Genomic DNA, 15,155 nt, shown 5'->3' with positions numbered 1-15,155 from the left:
GGACACGGCCGAGGCGGCGGAGGCCCAGCCGAAGGCACGCCGTACCCGCAAGGCGACGGCGACCGCCGAGGCCGCCGGGATTCCGGCGCAGACCGCGCAGGAGCCCGAGTCCGCCGAGGCACCCGCTCCCCGCCGCCGTACCCGCAAGGCCGCGGCGGCGGTCGAGGCGGCGGACGGTCAGGCCGAGGAGAAGCCCAAGGCACGCCGTACCCGCAAGGCGGCGGCCGCCGCGCAGCCCACGGAGAGCTGATCTCCCGCCGACGGCCCGGTCCCCGCACCAGGGGGCCGGGCCGTCGGCGTTCGCGGGCGGCCTCCCGCCCCGAGGGGGAACCGCGCGGGGCGCAGCGGTTACCCTCCCCCCGTGACCTCCGACCCCGCCTTCACGCCGCCCCCGAACACGAGCACCCGTCCGCTGCGCACCGCGCGCGGGACCTTCGCCGTCGTCGACTCCCCCGCCGCGCCGGGCGTCCGGCCGCGCGGCACCGGGCTGCTGCTGCCCGGATTCACCGGCAGCAAGGAGGACTTCGCGCTGATGCACGCGCCGCTCGCGGCGCGCGGCTATCGCACCATCGCCGTCGACGGGCGCGGCCAGCACGAGTCGGACGGCCCCGAACGCGACGAATCCGCCTACGAGCGAAGCGAGTTGGCGCGGGACGTGCTCGCCCAGGCCGCCGCGCTCGGCCCCCTGGACACGCCGCTGCATCTCCTCGGACACTCCCTCGGCGGCCAGATCGCCCGCGCGGCCGTCCTGATCGACCACGCGCCCTTCCGCTCGCTGACCCTGATGGCGTCCGGCCCGGCGCGGATCTCGCCGTCGCAGCAGCAGCGCGTGAAGCTCCTGCGGGACGCGCTCGCGGTGATGGACATGGCCGAGACCTGGCAGGCCATCCTCGCCATGGGCCCGCCCGAGGAGGTCGGCGGCCCCGCGCGCGGCATCGGCGGACCGGACCTGCTGCGCCGCCGCTGGCTCGCCACCAAGCCCGCGCAACTGATCGCCACGGGGCGCCAGTTGACCACGGAGCCGGACCGGGTGGACGAACTGGCCGCCGTTCCGCTGCCGTTCCACGTGCTGTCGGGCGCCACCGACGACACCTGGCCGGTCCCGCTCCTCGACGAGATGGCCGTGCGGCTGAAGGCCCGGCGCACGGTCATCGAGGGCGCCGAGCACTCCCCCAACGCCGACCGGCCGCTGCCCACGGCCGAGGCCGTGGCCGACTTCTGGGACAGCCTGACCGCCCCGGACGAGGTCTAGCGCCGCGACCGGGAAGGTTCACCGGCAGCCCCTGGAAGCGTCCTGAAGATCTTGAAATGGCGCCCGGTTTGCACCGCTTTAGATTGATTGACATTTGCTGGCAATCCGGGGCGAGCCGGGCGGCCGGAGCAGGATCTTCCTCGGTCTTCTAGTACTGCGCCTGGAGGTGGTCCCAGAAGCCGTCGCGCAGGGCCCGGCGCAGGTCCGCCTGGCCGCGCAGCGAGTACTGGAGCAGTCCCTCCGCCTCCACGAGCAGGTCCTGGTCCACGGAGCCGGGCAGGTAGGGGTGGCCGGGGAGCAGTTCCCCGAGCGATTCCCGGCCGCGGGCGGCGAGCCACTTCGCGGCGATCTGCGCGCCGACGAACCGCACGTCCTCCCGCGTCGGCCGGGCCCCGGCACCCTCGTACACGGCGGCCGTGCGCCGGGAGACGTACGGCTTGAAGAAGTCGAGGTCGAGGGTGCGCTGGCTGTCGACCTCCCAGAGCAGGGGCTCGGCCTGGTTGCGGCCCTCGGGCGCCTCGATCCCCCACAGGTGCACCCGCGCCCCGTAGCCCTGTGCCGCCTCGACCGCCGACACCAGGTCCTCGTCGCCGCCGAGCAGCGCCGCGTCGCTGATGGCGCGGTGCCGGGCCAGTGACTCCAGGTCGGAGCGGATCAGGGAGTCGACGCCCTTCTGCTGGTTGTTGGCGTTGAGGTTGCCCAGCCGGACCTTGACGTCGGGCAGTTCGGCGATCGACTGCTGCTCGGCGGTGTGGATGCGGCGGCGGGCGCCGTCGTACCAGTAGACCCGCAGCAGCCGGCTGTCCGCGAAGATCGTGCGCGCCCGGTCGATGAGCGCCTCGATCAGCCCTTCTGCGTCGAGGTCGAACGCCCGGCGGTCCTCGGTCCCTGCGACGAGCCGGCCCGCGGCGGCGTAGAGGTAGCCCGCGTCGACGAAGATCGCGTGCGTGGAGGGCGTCTTCGCGACCTCGGCGAGCATGCGCTGGAGCAGCTCGTTGGTCCGGTCGATGCGGGCGGCGAGCGCCGCCGGGTCGTCGTTCATCCCCTCCATTGTCCCGGCGGTCACGCTGTGAACACAACCGGTCCCGGTCGGTCCACCTCTGATCGCTCACCGAATGCTTACCAGTCAGTAGTTAGTCGTTCGAAAATTTTCCTTAGCGTAGGGAATGTTTGTCACAAGCATGCCGTTGCCTACCTATGGAGCCCGGGGCACCGATGTCCCCGGGGGCCGTTCACCCAGTAGTTCTCCTCAGGAGGATGACCAGACGAAGGGAGAAGCCATGCGCTTCGAAATCCTGCGACTCGACGAGTTCGACGGCACCCCCGTCGACAGCACCGTCGTAGACGCCTCCTCCGTCAACCGGATCGTCGAGCAGGCCGCCGCAACCGGCCAGCGGCTCTGGATCCGCCCCGCCGAGAGTCCGGCCTCGTAACACGCGCGCGGGCCGGCCGAAGAAGCTTCAGGGCCCCGTACGGCGTCGCCGTACGGGGCCCTTTTGTGCGCCCGGAACCGGGCTCAGCTCCCCCGGATCACCTGGGTGACCCCGTTGATGATCTGCTGCACCGCGATCGCCGACAGCATCATGCCCGCGAGGCGCGTCACGAGGACCACGCCGCCGTCCTTGATGACGCGGATGATCAGCAGCGAGTACCGCATCACGAGCCACAGCACCCCATGGATGGCGAGGATCGCGGCCCACACCGACACCTGCATGGCGGCGCCGTCGGCCTTCTGCACGGCGAGGATGACCGAGACGATCGCCCCGGGCCCGGCCAGCAGCGGCATGCCCAGCGGTACGAGGGCGACGTTGACGTCCTTGGTCTGCTTCGGCTCGTCGCTCTTGCCCGTGAGCAGGTCGAGCGCGATCAGCAGGAGCAGCAGTCCGCCCGCGATCATCAGCGCGGGCACCGTGACATGCAGATAGGTGAGGATCTGGTGACCGAGGAGGCCGAACACCGTGATCACACCGCCCGCCACGCAGACGGCCTGGAGGGCCATCCGCCGCTGCACCTTGGCGGGCCGGCCGGCGGTGAGCGCGAGGAAGATCGGGGTGATCCCGGGCGGATCCATGATCACGAACAGGGTCAGGAAGAGGGAGCCGAACACGGCGAGGTCGAACATGGTGAGCCTTGCGGGAAAAGGGGTGAGCCTTGCGGAAGAGGACTGCCGCCGCGCGCGCCGGACGCGGGGCGCGGCGGGACGGCCCGCCCGGCGCGGGAAGGGCACCGGGAACGAACCGGAACGGGAACGGAGCAGGAAGGACCCGCGAGGGCCCGGGGGTGCGGGCGTTCAGGCCCCGCCGGCCCCCGGGACGGGGAAGGCCCCGGTCGCGCGCCGCGTGATCTCCCCGTACACCTCGGGATCGGTCGTGTACTCGCCGAGGACGCAGGTCTTGCGGCTGCCGTGGTAGTCGCTGGACCCGGTCGCCAGCAGCCCCAGGTCCCCGGCGAGCGCGCGCAGCCGGGCGCGGGTGTCCGCGTCGTGGTCCATGTGATCGGCCTCGATGCCGTCGAGCCCGGCCGCGGCCAGCGCGGCGATCGCGGAGTCGGGCACGGTACGGCCGCGCTTGCTCGCGGCGGGGTGCGCGAACACGGTGACGCCGCCGGCGGCCTTGACCAGCCGGACCGCCTCGAAGGGGTCGGTCTCGTGCTTCGGCACGTACGCGCGTCCGCCGTCGGCCAGCCAGTCCTCGGTGAAGGCGTCCCCCACGGTCGGTACGACCCCCAGCTCGACGAGCGCGGAGGCCACGTGCGGCCGTCCGACCGAGCCGTCGCCCGCGATCCGCAGCACCTGCTCCCAGGTGACGGGCACGCCCAGCGCGGCGAGCCGGGCGACCATGGCCCGCGCGCGCGGCACCCGGTCGTCGCGCACCAGCTCGCGCTCGGCGAGCAGCGCGGGCTCCTCGGGGTCGAAGAGATAGGCCAGCAGATGCATGCTGACGCCGTCGAGGCGACAGGACAGCTCGGCGCCCGTGACCAGGGTCAGCCCCTCCGGGAGGGCCGCGATGGCCTCGGCGTACCCCCGGGTGGTGTCGTGATCGGTGATCGCGACGACGTCCAGCCCTGCCGCGGCGGCGCCGCGCACCAGAGCGGCCGGCGAGTCCGTGCCGTCGGACGCCGTGGAGTGGGTGTGCAGGTCGATACGCACGACACGGACTCCAGGCGGGGACGGGGCGACGGGGACGCTCCAGGATAACCGGATCGTCATGCCGCCCCGGTCACACGCGCGGCGGCCGAGCGCCCCCCGCGCAGGCGTCCGGCCGGCGCGCGGTCACGGTCCGAGCAGGCGGGGCGAGAGCGCCCCGCAGGGCACCAGCTCCAGCTCCGCGCCCGCGTCCCGCAGGTCGGTCAGCACCAGCTCGTCGTACATCAGCAGGCCCGACTGCTCGGGCCACATGACCGCCCAGAGCCACATCCCGAGGGCCTCGCCCGCGAACACGGCCCGGTCGTCGGGCGTGTTCGACACGTGCCACAGCGGGGTCGGCCGTCCGGCGGCGAGCACCTTGGCCTCGGGCGGCTTCTCGACGTTCAGGTAGGCGCCGGGGTCGGGGCCGTCGATGCCCGCGTAGCGCGCGCCGAGGCCGACGCCGAGCTCCTCCGCGACCAGGATCAGTTCGCCCATGCCGCCCAGCGGGCCGGGGCCCGAGCAGGCCACCGCCGCCGCACGGCCGCCGGTGCGGTCGTCGCCCGCGCTGGCGACGCCGGTGAAGAGCCAGCCGATCGGCAGCGGCCACGGCATCCAGACCGGCACCTGGGTGCGGTGCACGACCACGCCGAGGGCCTCGACGCTGGGCGGGATCACGGGCTGCACCGGATGCACGGTGCCGTGCACGTCGCACTGCCAGGTGTCGGCGAAGAGTCCGGGAGCCCTGACCCGGCCACCACACTTCGGGCAACTGGGTTCGCCCCTCATAGGGCCCCACGGTCCTACCCCTTACGCGCCACGTCAAGGACGATCACCCGTCCGGACGGAACTCGCGCTCGGCGCCTCGGACGCGCCGCGTCCCGTCGCGAGCGCCAGCGGCACCTTCGTGCGCCGGTCCGCCGCGGCCGCCGCGCCCTACTGCGTGCCGCGGATCGAGGAGGGGACGGGCAGCACGCGCGTCCCGTGCACGGTCGCCGCGGTCACGGCCGTGGCCGGCGCCGCCGTGGTCGCCGTACGGCGCTCGGCGCTCACCCGCGGGGCGGCCGAGCAGGAGACCCGGCACGCGACCGAGGGCGGCGTCACCGTCGTCGCCAACCGGCGCTTTCCAGCCACCGGTTGGTGAGGTTGCTCACGCCAGCGGGACGGAGGGGCGGGCGGGATCGCGCAGATCCGTCCCGCTCGCCAGCCAGCGCTCCTGGAGGGCCTGGGCGCCGTGCACCCGCTTCCAGGCGGCCTCGTTGGGGGTCATCGGCAGCAGCGGCAGGAAGCGGACCGGGTCGAGCGGTTCGCCGAGTTCCAGGTCCGCCACCAGACCGCCCGGCTCCGCCACCAGGACCGAGGTGAACGGGGCGCCGGGCCACAGCGGCCCGCCCACGTCGAGGGAGGCGCCGGGGGCCACGATCACCCCTTCCACCTGCGGAGAGGCGGCGAGGACGGCGAGCGGCCTGAGCACCTTTCCGGTGTCCGCGCGCCCGGCGCGGACCGAGAGGACCAGCTCGGCGCGCGGCCCCCGGAGCGGGTCCACGGCCATCGCGGTGGGGTCGCCCATGGGCTGCGCGGACATGCCGAGGGTGGCGTAGCGGACGAGGTCCCCCTCGTGGAAACGGAGCACCTCGATGCGGTCCGTGCCGAGGAAGGTGACGGCCGCGCGCGCGTCCGGCTCGCCCAGCGCGCCGCGCAACCGGGCCTCGACCAGAGGAAGAACATCAGCCATGCCGCGAGCATAGAACTCGTCAGTACCGGGCAAAGCAGCGCCTTGACACTGCGGTCGGCTGATACTCTTGCCCGGTGTTCGGGCAGCACGCGGCGGCGCCGCTGACGCTCCCGGCACCGGATGTACGACTCCCCTACGGGGAACCCCGGACGGGGTGTGGATCGTCCCTCACGGGGGACCGGCCGGAGGAGGTGGGGCTGTCATGGATCGAAGTCGACCGTGCAGTACCACTCGCTCTTCCCGCCGCTGATGTAGCCGGCCCGGCTGTTCCGCCCCTGGCTGACCGCCGCCTTTCCCGCTCGCGTCCTCACGCGGAAGAGCACTTCGTTTCGCCTTGCCTGATCGGTCTGATCTGTATCAGCAACGAAGCCCACCACCGCGACGGTGCGGTGCTCCCCGCTTTGTGGACGTACCAAACATCCTGAGGTCAGGACGTCCCCATTCCGGGCAGTTCCATCCGTTCCGCGGCTTCCGCGCGCTTCGTTGCCCGTTGCGAAGGAGCCTGCTCATGTCGATGATCCGCGACCTGCGTGCCGTGGTCCGGCCGTCCCGCATCTCGCTGCGCAAGGACAGCGGCCCGTACGACACCACCCGCGACCCGGCGACACCCTCCGCCGTCGTCGACTGCGCCGTCTACCGCGACGGCCGCCGTCTGACCGGCGACGAGCCGCTGACGCCGCACGAGGCGATGCGCCGGGTGCGGCGCGACGGGGGCTTCACGTGGATCGGCCTGCACGAGCCCACCGAGGCCGAATTCGCCGGTATCGCCAGCGAGTTCGGGCTGCACCCGCTGGCCGTGGAGGACGCGGTCCAGGCGCACCAGCGGCCCAAGCTGGAGCGCTACGACGACTCCCTGTTCACCGTCTTCAAGACCATGCACTACATCGAGCACGACCGGCTCACCGCCAACAGCGAGGTCGTGGAGACCGGTGAGGTCATGTGCTTCACCGGACGGGACTTCCTCATCACGGTCCGGCACGGCGGGCAGGGCTCGCTGCGGGCCCTGCGCCACCGCCTCCAGGGCGACCCCGAACTGCTCGCCAAGGGCCCCTCGGCCGTGCTGCACGCCATCGCCGACCATGTCGTCGACGGGTACATCGCCGTCGCCGACGCGGTGCAGGACGACATCGACGAGGTGGAGACCGAGGTCTTCTCGCCGGGCCGCAAGGGGGCGCCGCGCGGCACGGGCGCCGGGCGGATCTACCAACTCAAGCGCGAGGTACTGGAGTTCAAGCGGGCCGTCGCCCCGCTGCTGCGTCCGATGCAGCTGCTGAGCGAGCGGCCGATGCGGCTGGTCGACCCCGACATCCAGAAGTACTTCCGGGATGTCGCCGACCATGTCGCGCGCGTGCACGAGCAGGTCATCGGCTTCGACGAACTGCTCAACTCCATCCTCCAGGCCAACCTGGCGCAGGCGTCCGTCGCCCAGAACGAGGACATGCGCAAGATCACGTCCTGGGCCGCGATCATCGCCGTCCCGACGATGGTGTGCGGGATGTACGGCATGAACTTCAAGTACATGCCGGAGACCCAGTGGAAGTACGGCTACCCCGTGGTCATGAGCATCACGGTGGCCATCTGCCTGGGCATCCACCGCACGCTCAAGCGCAACGGCTGGCTCTGACCGCGGCGGCGGCCCGGATAGTCTGGGGGCCATGACAAGCGAGCTGCTCGGCCGGGCCCTCGTCGAGGAGGCCACGAAGAAGTCCGGGCTGATCTGGGTCAAGGCGCCCGGCGCCGCGGCGCGGACGCTGTGGCACGTGTGGCACGAGGGTGCGGCCTGCGTCGTCGGCGGCGGTCCGGGCGAGCAGCCGCTGCCGCCGGGGCTGGCCGACGGCGACACGGCCGAGGTGACGGTCCGCAGCAAGGACAAGGGCGGCCGCCTGGTCACCTGGCCCGCGAGGGTCGTCGAGCCGGCGCCCGGCACCGAGCGGTGGGAGGCCGCCGTCGGCGAGCTCAAGGGCAAGCGGCTGAACGCCCCCGACGGCGAGGCGATGACCGGCCGCTGGGCCCGCGAGTGCCGGGTGCTGCGGCTGGAGCCGGCCGGTCCGCCCGCGCCGCTGCCCGACGGCTCGCTGGCCGAGGCACCGCTGCCGACCCCGGTGACGACGCGGCACCCCCTCCCCGCGGGCCTGCCCCGGCTGCTGCTGAAGCGGCGCCGGCGCCCGTAGCGGGGAGGCCCGCGCCGCACTCCTCAGGACGTCGGCAGCTGTCTGCCGTAGTCGACCGTGTCGCCCTCGGCCGGCTCCTCCAGGGCGAAGTCCTTGCCCCAGGCGGCGAAGGTCAGGGTGCCCGCGCCGCCGGCCCGGGTGAGCCGCAGCGGGTACGGGGTGCCCTTCAGGGAGACGTCGAGCGTGCCGCCGGCGCCCTTGTCGCCGGTGATCCGGATGGTGCGCACACCCGCCTGCTCCTTGTAGCCGTCCGTCGCCGGCGTACCGTGCACGGTCACCAGGCCGTCCAGCAGCAGGCGCTTGTCGGTGAAGCCGCTGAACTTCTTGTACGCCGGGTCGCCCGCGGGCACCTTCACGTACTTGCCGTCCAGCTTGTCCACCGCCGCGGCGTCCGCCTTGCCGTCGTGGCCCGCGGCGCTCCAGAACCCGGCGTCGGCCTTCAGATAGAGCTGTTCGCCGACGCGCAGCAGCTGGAACGTCGCGTCCTTCGCGGTGACCGACCCCGTCGCGCCCGCCGCCTTCAGCCGCATGTCGAGCTTGTAGGTGCGCCCGCTGGTGACGACGGTGCCGGACAGGCGTACGGCGTCGGCGGTGCCGGCGGCCTTGCGCGTCTTGCTCAGGATCTGGGCGGGCGGCAGCTTGCCGACCCCGTTCGTGCCCTCGTTCGGGTCCTTGCTGCATCCCGTCAGTGCCGTGCCCGACACGGCCAGGGCACAGAGGGCGCTCACCAGCACGGCCCGGCGCGCACGCCCCCGGGGGTTCGCAGTCACAGATGGGGCTGCCTTTCTGTCGTGGTACCCGATCGGCGTACGGCAGCGTACCGGGGCCGGGGCGCCCCGGCGGAGGGCGCGCGTCCGGACCCCTCACCAGGGCGGACCAGATGCGTACGGGCTAGCCTGAAGCCCATCCCAGCGGGCAAACGGGAAAAGCGCGCCGCACGCCCCGCACGGCGGCGGGCGACACTACAGCAGCCTCACGGCACACCCAGCACACGAAGGAGCCGCACCCGATGGCAGCCGGCGCTCCCCGGATCTTCGTCTCCCACCTCGCCGGCGTCGCCGCGTTCGATCCGAACGGCGACCAGGTGGGCCGGGTGAGGGATCTGGTCGTCATGCTGCGCGCCGGACGGCGCCCGCCGCGGCTGCTCGGCCTCGTCGTCGAACTCTCCACCCGGCGCCGGATCTTCCTGCCGATGACCCGGGTGACCAGCATCGAGTCCGGCCAGATCATCACCACCGGCGTGCTCAACGTCCGCCGCTTCGAGCAGCGGCCCACCGAGCGGCTGGTCTTCGGCGAACTGCTGGACCGGCGGGTGACCCTCGTGGAGACCGAGGAGGAGGTCACCGTCCTGGACCTGTCGGTGCAGCAGCTGCCGGCCCGCCGGGACTGGGAGATCGACAAGGTGTTCGTCCGCAAGGGCGGCCGCGGCGGCGCCTTCCGGCGGGCCCGGGGCGAGTCCCTGACCGTCGAGTTCTCCGCCGTCACCGGCTTCTCCCTGGAGGAGCAGGGGCAGGGCGCCGAGAACCTCCTCGCCACCTTCGAGCAGCTGCGCCCCGCGGACCTCGCCAACGTGCTGCACCACCTCTCCCCCAAGCGGCGTGCCGAGGTCGCCGCCGCCCTCGACGACGACCGGCTCGCCGACGTGCTGGAGGAGCTGCCCGAGGACGACCAGATCGAGATCCTCGGCAAGCTGAAGGAGGAGCGCGCGGCGGACGTCCTGGAGGCGATGGACCCCGACGACGCCGCCGACCTGCTGGGCGAGCTGCCGACGGACGAGCAGGAGCGCCTGCTGAACCTGATGCAGCCCTCCGACGCGGCCGACATGCGCCGCCTGATGTCGTACGAGGAGCACACGGCCGGCGGTCTGATGACGACGGAGCCGATCATCCTGCGCCCCGACGCCACGGTCGCCGACGCCCTCGCCCGGATCCGCAACCCCGACCTGTCCCCCGCCCTCGCCGCCCAGGTCTACGTCTGCCGCCCGCCGGACGAGACACCGACCGGCAAGTACCTCGGCACGGTCCACTTCCAGCGGCTGCTGCGCGATCCCCCCTACACGCTGGTCAGTTCGCTCGTCGACGAGGCGCTGGAGGCCCTGGAGCCGGACGCCGCGCTGCCGGTCGTCGCCGGGTTCTTCGCGACGTACGACATGGTGGCGGCGCCGGTCGTCGACGACTCCGGGTCGCTGCTGGGCGCGGTGACCGTGGACGACGTCCTGGACCACATGCTGCCCGACGACTGGCGCGAGACCGAGTTCCACCTGGACGAGGGTCCGGGCGAGGGGGTGGCGGCGCATGGCTGAGCGCGAGAACCCCCGCGAGCGCACGGTCTCCGGCGCGACCGCGGCCCCCCGCGCGCCCCGGACCCGGCTGGACCAGCCGCGTCCGCCGCGCCGGCGCCTGCTGCCCGAGTGGGACCCGGAGGCGTTCGGGCGGCTCTCGGAGCGCATCGCGCGGTTCCTGGGCACCGGGCGGTTCATCGTCTGGATGACGGTCGTCATCATCGTCTGGGTGCTGTGGAACATCTTCGCGCCCGGCCCGCTGAAGTTCGACGAGTACCCGTTCATCTTCCTGACCCTGATGCTCTCGCTCCAGGCGTCCTACGCGGCCCCGCTGATCCTGCTCGCGCAGAACCGGCAGGACGACCGGGACCGGGTCAACCTCGAACAGGACCGCAAGCAGAACGAGCGCTCCATCGCCGACACCGAGTACCTGACCCGGGAGATCGCCGCCCTGCGCATCGGCCTGGGCGAGGTCGCCACCCGCGACTGGATGCGCTCCGAGCTCCAGGACCTGATGAAGGAGCTGGAGGAACGGCACAACGGCCACCGCGAGCACGGCGCGTTCCCGGCGGACCGTCCCCCCGTACGTGACGCAGAAGACCGCTGACGGGCTTACCGGGGCACGGCTACCGGGCCGTACCATCGTTCACATGGCTACGGAAGACGCGGTGCGCGAGGCACTGGCGACGGTGAACGACCCCGAGATCAACCGCCCCATCACGGAACTCGGGATGGTCAAGTCCGTCGAGATCGGTGCGGACGGTGCGGTCGCGGTCGCCGTGTACCTCACGGTCTCCGGCTGCCCGATGCGCGACACCATCACCCAGCGCGTGACGGACGCCGTCTCCCGTGTCGAGGGCGTCACCGGCGTCGAGGTGACGCTGGACGTGATGAGCGACGAGCAGCGCAAGGAGCTGGCCAGCGCCCTGCGCGGCGGCCAGACCGAGCGTGAGGTGCCGTTCGCCAAGCCCGGGTCCCTCACCCGCGTCTACGCCGTCGCCTCCGGCAAGGGCGGCGTCGGCAAGTCCTCGGTGACGGTGAACCTGGCGGCGGCGATGGCGGCCGACGGGCTGAAGGTGGGCGTCGTCGACGCCGACATCTACGGCCACAGCGTGCCGCGCATGCTGGGCGCGGACGGGCACCCCACCCAGGTCGAGAACATGATCATGCCGCCGTCGGCGAACGGCGTGAAGGTCATCTCCATCGGCATGTTCACGCCGGGCAACGCGCCGGTGGTCTGGCGCGGCCCGATGCTGCACCGCGCGCTCCAGCAGTTCCTGGCGGACGTCTACTGGGGCGACCTGGACGTGCTGCTCCTGGACCTCCCGCCGGGCACCGGCGACATCGCGATCTCCGTCGCCCAGCTGGTGCCCAACGCCGAGATCCTGGTCGTGACGACCCCGCAGCAGGCCGCCGCCGAGGTCGCCGAGCGGGCCGGCTCGATCGCCGTGCAGACCCACCAGAAGATCGTCGGCGTGGTCGAGAACATGTCGGGCCTGCCCTGCCCGCACTGCGACGAGATGGTCGACGTCTTCGGCACGGGCGGCGGCCAGTCGGTCGCCGACGGCCTGACCCGCACCACCGGGGCGACCGTGCCGGTCCTCGGCAGCATCCCGATCGACGTGCGGCTGCGCGAGGGCGGCGACGACGGCCGGCCGGTCGTCCTGACCGACCCGGACAGCCCGGCCGGCTCGGCCCTGCGAGCCATCGCGGGCAAGCTGGGCGGCCGTCAGCGGGGCCTGTCGGGCATGTCGCTGGGCATCACGCCGCGCAACAAGTTCTGACGCAGCCGCGGGGGGCGCGGGCGGACGGGTGCCGCCCCGGCGGGCGGGGGCCCTCGGCGGCGCCCGTACGGCCCCGGGGCGGGGCGCCGCGGCCTGACCCGGCGCCCCCTCCCGCTCGCGGTTCGCTAGGCGTACGTGCCGATGTCCTTGATCATCGCGAACCCGAGGCCGTACGCGCTCATGCCCCGGCCGTACGCCCCCACGTGCACGCCCTCCTGGGTGGACCCGGCGAGCACCCAGCCGAACTCCGACTCGCGGTAGTGGAACGGCGTGGGCACGCCGTCCACCGGCAGGGCGAGCGTCGACCAGTCCGGCCCGTCCAGGTCGTCGGCCAGCGCCCACGCCGTCTCGGTCTGCTGGTCAAGCCAGTCGTCGCGCAGCGAGTGGTCCATCTGGCCGGGCCAGGTGAAGGACAGCAGTCCGACCCCGGCGAGCCACGCCGCCGAGGACACCGAGGTGGCCTCCAGCAGCCCCGTGCCGTCGGCGCTGCGCCGGGACGGGTTCGCCGCGACGGTCACCACCACCGCGAACCTGCCGCGGTCCTCAAGCGCCTCGTGGCGCACGGTCGGCTCGTCGCCGTGGCCGATCGAACCGTGCTCCACGGCCCCGTCGGCCGCCGTGCCGACCTGCATCAGCCAGCGCGGTCCCGTGAACGCCTCGTCGAGGCCGTACCAGGGGAAGGACGCCGACAGGTAGCCGTCGACCGTGCGCCGGGCGGAGGGGACGTGCTGTCCGCTCTCCTGGGTCTCCTCGGCCGGTCCCTGGGCGACTGCCCGACCCGCCGTCTGACTCGTCGTCTCCATGTGCCCGGACGCCTCCTCGTTCTCGCCGGACCAGCCCGGCCCGCCCCCCTTCGGGCGTACTCGTCCGGTCCGCACAACAACTCGGCAGCATAGCCACCCCGCCGCGGCCGGCCGGGAAACCGCCCGGCGCGCGGGCCGCGCGGAGGGCGGGTTCAGGCCGTGAGCGACCCGGGCGGAGTATGAGAAGCGTCACGTACGGCCGCTGGGGCGCCCGGTGTCCGCGCCGCTCAGGTGGCGTCCGCGTCGTACGGCGGGCGCTCGTCGCGGGGGCTCTCGGGCTTCTTCGTCATGTCCACGGTGCCGCCGGAGGAGCCGGAGGCCCCCGAGGCGGACGACTCCGCCTCACGGCCGTGGACGGCGTCGGTGACCTCGGCCATCTCCTTCTTCAGGTCGAAGCCGTTGCGGATCTCCTTGAGCCCCAGGTCCTCGTTGTCCAGCTGCTTGCGGATGAAGGTCTTGGGGTTGAGGTCCTCGAACTCGAAGTCCTTGAACTCCGGACCCAGTTCCTGCCGGATGTCCTGCTTGGCGCTCTCCGAGAACTCGCGGATCTTGCGAATCGTCCGCGTGACGTCCTGGATGAGCTTCGGGAGCTTGTCCGGACCGAAGACGAGCACGGCGAGGACGATGAGCGTCACCAGCTCGAGCGGTCCTATGTCATTGAACACCTGAAGCTCCTTGCGATGTCCTCGGTCCTCGGCCCTCAGTGGTCGAATGCGGGTCTTCCGTGGTCCGGGCCGGGTCCACGGTACCCGCCGACCCGCCGCGACCGGTACCGTGCCGGGGCCCCCGACCGGGGGTGGACGCCGGGTTTCACGCGTTGTTCGCCTTGCGGCGGCCGGACCCGCCGCGCGGGCTCCCGCGCGGCGCGGCGCGCCCGCGTCTCACGACCCGCTCGACGAGCCGAGCGTCAGGGACAGGCCGATCCGCTCGCCGCCGCGCTCCAGGGTCAGCGCCAGCCGGTCGCCGGGGCGGTGGGCGCGGGTCCTGACGATGAGTTCCTCGCCGGAGCGCACCGGCCGGCCGTCGACCTCGGTGATGACGTCGCCCGCTCTGATGCCGGCCTTGTCGCCGGGGCCGCCCGGGATGACCGCGGGGCCGCCGCCGCTGCCGGTGCCGACGCGGGCGCCCTCCCCGGTGTAGTCCGTGTCCAGGGTGACGCCGATGACCGGGTGGGTCGCCCGGCCGTCGGCGATCAGCTCCTCGGCGACGCGCTTGGCCTGGTTGACGGGGATGGCGAAGCCGAGGCCGATGGAGCCGGCCTGCCCGCCGTCGCGGTCGGAGCCGCTGCCGCCGCCGGAGCGGATCGCGGAGTTGATGCCGACGACCCGGCCCGCGGTGTCGAGGAGGGGGCCGCCGGAGTTGCCGGGGTTGATGGGCGCGTCGGTCTGCAGGGCGTCCACGTACGACACGTCGCTCCTGTCGCCGCCCTCGCCCCCGGCCGTGATGGGGCGCTCCTTGGCGCTGATGATGCCGGAGGTGACCGTGCCGGCCAGGCCGAAGGGGGCGCCGATGGCCACGACCGGGTCGCCGACCCGGACGTTCTCGGAGTTGCCGAGCGGCAGGGGCCTGAGACCGCGGACGCCCTTGACCCTGACGACGGCGAGGTCGTAGCCGCTGTCCCGCCCTACGACCTCGGCCTCGGCGGTCTGGCCGCTGTCGAAGGTCACCGTTATCCCGCCGCCGTCCCCCGCGGGCCGGACGACGTGGTTGTTGGTCAGGATGTTGCCGCGGTCGTCGAGCACGAACCCGGTGCCGGTCCCCTGCTCCCCGCGCCCGCTGACGCGCAGGGTCACCACGCTCGGCAGGGCGCGGGCGGCGATCCCGGCGACGCTGTCCGCAGCCCGGCCCGCGGGGACGGCCCCGGCCTGCGGGAGCTCCACGGTGTCCAGCCCGCCGTTGCGTTCGAGATACGCGCCCGCGGCCCCGCCTGCCCCGCCGGAGACGACCGCGAGCAGCAGCGCCCCCGCGAGCAGTCCTCTCCGCCCCGGCCCGCGCCGCCGAGCCG

The 15,155-nt window shown here is 73.1% G+C and carries 17 protein-coding genes and 1 pseudogene; 9 read left to right on the top strand and 9 right to left on the bottom strand.

From position 1 onward, the window contains the following. Both SZN_RS29110 and SZN_RS29105 read left to right on the top strand, forming a co-directional pair. Positions 1–250: hypothetical protein (locus tag SZN_RS29110; RefSeq protein WP_007502049.1), on the top strand; the 250-nt coding region annotated here is incomplete at its 5' end. Positions 251–361: 111 nt separating this feature from the next. Continuing rightward, entirely contained in the window at positions 362–1,252 is an 891-nt protein-coding gene (locus SZN_RS29105) for an alpha/beta fold hydrolase (protein WP_007502047.1), read from the top strand. A 148-nt stretch (positions 1,253–1,400) separates the two neighbouring features. Here the strand turns inward: SZN_RS29105 and SZN_RS29100 are convergent, their stop codons facing one another. Continuing rightward, positions 1,401–2,294: an NYN domain-containing protein gene (locus SZN_RS29100; protein WP_007502046.1), complete on the bottom strand. Its 894-nt coding sequence runs from the start codon at positions 2,292–2,294 to the stop codon at positions 1,401–1,403. A 238-nt stretch (positions 2,295–2,532) separates the two neighbouring features. On the opposite strand from SZN_RS29100, the gene SZN_RS41625 reads away from it, so the two are divergent. Beyond that, positions 2,533–2,685: a hypothetical protein gene (locus SZN_RS41625; protein ID WP_007502044.1), complete on the top strand. Its 153-nt coding sequence runs from the start codon at positions 2,533–2,535 to the stop codon at positions 2,683–2,685. A gap of 83 nt (positions 2,686–2,768) precedes the next feature. Here the strand turns inward: SZN_RS41625 and SZN_RS29095 are convergent, their stop codons facing one another. The 3 genes from SZN_RS29095 to SZN_RS29085 form a co-directional block, all read right to left on the bottom strand. Then, positions 2,769–3,374: a MarC family protein gene (locus tag SZN_RS29095; RefSeq protein WP_007502042.1), complete on the bottom strand. Its 606-nt coding sequence runs from the start codon at positions 3,372–3,374 to the stop codon at positions 2,769–2,771. Between the two features lie 168 nt (positions 3,375–3,542). Then, positions 3,543–4,400, bottom strand: coding sequence for a PHP domain-containing protein (locus SZN_RS29090; protein ID WP_007502041.1), 858 nt, complete (start codon positions 4,398–4,400; stop codon positions 3,543–3,545). A 123-nt stretch (positions 4,401–4,523) separates the two neighbouring features. Then, on the bottom strand, positions 4,524–5,165 hold the full coding sequence (locus tag SZN_RS29085) for a DUF6758 family protein (protein WP_043733771.1): 642 nt from the start codon (positions 5,163–5,165) through the stop codon (positions 4,524–4,526). A gap of 49 nt (positions 5,166–5,214) precedes the next feature. Between SZN_RS29085 and SZN_RS29080 the strand changes: the two are divergent. Beyond that, positions 5,215–5,520: pseudogene (locus tag SZN_RS29080) on the top strand (MFS transporter); the annotation flags it as partial. Between the two features lie 6 nt (positions 5,521–5,526). Here the strand turns inward: SZN_RS29080 and SZN_RS29075 are convergent. Continuing rightward, positions 5,527–6,111, bottom strand: a complete 585-nt coding sequence (locus SZN_RS29075; RefSeq protein WP_043733768.1) for a suppressor of fused domain protein — start codon at positions 6,109–6,111, stop codon at positions 5,527–5,529. Between the two features lie 508 nt (positions 6,112–6,619). On the opposite strand from SZN_RS29075, the gene SZN_RS29070 reads away from it, so the two are divergent. Together SZN_RS29070 and SZN_RS29065 are read left to right on the top strand one after the other, a co-directional pair. Then, complete coding sequence (locus SZN_RS29070) at positions 6,620–7,735, top strand: magnesium and cobalt transport protein CorA (protein ID WP_007502037.1); 1,116 nt, start codon at positions 6,620–6,622, stop codon at positions 7,733–7,735. Positions 7,736–7,766: 31 nt separating this feature from the next. Continuing rightward, complete coding sequence (locus tag SZN_RS29065; protein ID WP_007502036.1) at positions 7,767–8,282, top strand: hypothetical protein; 516 nt, start codon at positions 7,767–7,769, stop codon at positions 8,280–8,282. A gap of 23 nt (positions 8,283–8,305) precedes the next feature. Here the strand turns inward: SZN_RS29065 and SZN_RS29060 are convergent, their stop codons facing one another. Beyond that, positions 8,306–9,052 carry a hypothetical protein gene (locus SZN_RS29060; RefSeq protein WP_043733765.1) on the bottom strand — a complete coding sequence of 249 codons (747 nt, stop codon included), beginning with the start codon at positions 9,050–9,052 and terminating at the stop codon, positions 8,306–8,308. 239 nt (positions 9,053–9,291) lie between these two features. Between SZN_RS29060 and SZN_RS29055 the strand changes: the two genes are divergently transcribed. Genes SZN_RS29055 through SZN_RS29045 form a run of 3 tightly spaced genes read left to right on the top strand, consistent with a single transcriptional unit; the run spans position 9,292 to position 12,347 of the window. Continuing rightward, positions 9,292–10,584, top strand: a complete 1,293-nt coding sequence (locus tag SZN_RS29055) for a magnesium transporter MgtE N-terminal domain-containing protein (RefSeq protein ID WP_007502032.1) — start codon at positions 9,292–9,294, stop codon at positions 10,582–10,584. Continuing rightward, complete coding sequence (locus SZN_RS29050) at positions 10,577–11,170, top strand: DUF1003 domain-containing protein (RefSeq protein WP_007502030.1); 594 nt, start codon at positions 10,577–10,579, stop codon at positions 11,168–11,170. The genes SZN_RS29055 and SZN_RS29050 overlap by 8 nt, the downstream gene beginning before the upstream one ends. A gap of 43 nt (positions 11,171–11,213) precedes the next feature. Continuing rightward, positions 11,214–12,347 (top strand): Mrp/NBP35 family ATP-binding protein, encoded by a 1,134-nt coding sequence (locus SZN_RS29045; RefSeq protein ID WP_043733761.1) that lies wholly within the window; start codon positions 11,214–11,216, stop codon positions 12,345–12,347. Positions 12,348–12,472: 125 nt separating this feature from the next. Here SZN_RS29045 and SZN_RS29040 read toward each other — a convergent pair whose 3' ends face one another. The 3 genes from SZN_RS29040 to SZN_RS29030 form a co-directional block, all read right to left on the bottom strand. Next, complete coding sequence (locus tag SZN_RS29040) at positions 12,473–13,150, bottom strand: hypothetical protein (RefSeq protein WP_007502028.1); 678 nt, start codon at positions 13,148–13,150, stop codon at positions 12,473–12,475. A gap of 227 nt (positions 13,151–13,377) precedes the next feature. Further along, complete coding sequence (locus tag SZN_RS29035; RefSeq protein ID WP_007502027.1) at positions 13,378–13,815, bottom strand: sec-independent translocase; 438 nt, start codon at positions 13,813–13,815, stop codon at positions 13,378–13,380. Between the two features lie 216 nt (positions 13,816–14,031). Beyond that, positions 14,032–15,155, bottom strand: a 1,124-nt coding sequence (locus SZN_RS29030) for a S1C family serine protease (RefSeq protein WP_007502026.1), incomplete at its 5' end; no start/stop codon positions are given.

It is taken from the genome of Streptomyces zinciresistens K42 (assembly GCF_000225525.1).
Classification (GTDB): domain Bacteria; phylum Actinomycetota; class Actinomycetes; order Streptomycetales; family Streptomycetaceae; genus Streptomyces; species Streptomyces zinciresistens.
This window is presented reverse-complemented; position numbering and strand designations above follow the sequence as displayed.

Bases quoted from the DNA above. Each gene is read 5' to 3' on its own strand.
- SZN_RS29100 (WP_007502046.1), bottom strand. From the start codon at position 2,294: ATGAACGACGACCCGGCGGCGCTCGCCGCCCGCATCGACCGGACCAAC.
- SZN_RS41625 (WP_007502044.1), top strand. From the start codon at position 2,533: ATGCGCTTCGAAATCCTGCGACTCGACGAGTTCGACGGCACCCCCGTC.
- SZN_RS29095 (WP_007502042.1), bottom strand. From the start codon at position 3,374: ATGTTCGACCTCGCCGTGTTCGGCTCCCTCTTCCTGACCCTGTTCGTG.
- SZN_RS29085 (WP_043733771.1), bottom strand. From the start codon at position 5,165: ATGAGGGGCGAACCCAGTTGCCCGAAGTGTGGTGGCCGGGTCAGGGCT.
- SZN_RS29075 (WP_043733768.1), bottom strand. From the start codon at position 6,111: ATGGCTGATGTTCTTCCTCTGGTCGAGGCCCGGTTGCGCGGCGCGCTG.
- SZN_RS29070 (WP_007502037.1), top strand. From the start codon at position 6,620: ATGTCGATGATCCGCGACCTGCGTGCCGTGGTCCGGCCGTCCCGCATC.
- SZN_RS29065 (WP_007502036.1), top strand. From the start codon at position 7,767: ATGACAAGCGAGCTGCTCGGCCGGGCCCTCGTCGAGGAGGCCACGAAG.
- SZN_RS29055 (WP_007502032.1), top strand. From the start codon at position 9,292: ATGGCAGCCGGCGCTCCCCGGATCTTCGTCTCCCACCTCGCCGGCGTC.
- SZN_RS29050 (WP_007502030.1), top strand. From the start codon at position 10,577: ATGGCTGAGCGCGAGAACCCCCGCGAGCGCACGGTCTCCGGCGCGACC.
- SZN_RS29045 (WP_043733761.1), top strand. From the start codon at position 11,214: ATGGCTACGGAAGACGCGGTGCGCGAGGCACTGGCGACGGTGAACGAC.
- SZN_RS29040 (WP_007502028.1), bottom strand. From the start codon at position 13,150: ATGGAGACGACGAGTCAGACGGCGGGTCGGGCAGTCGCCCAGGGACCG.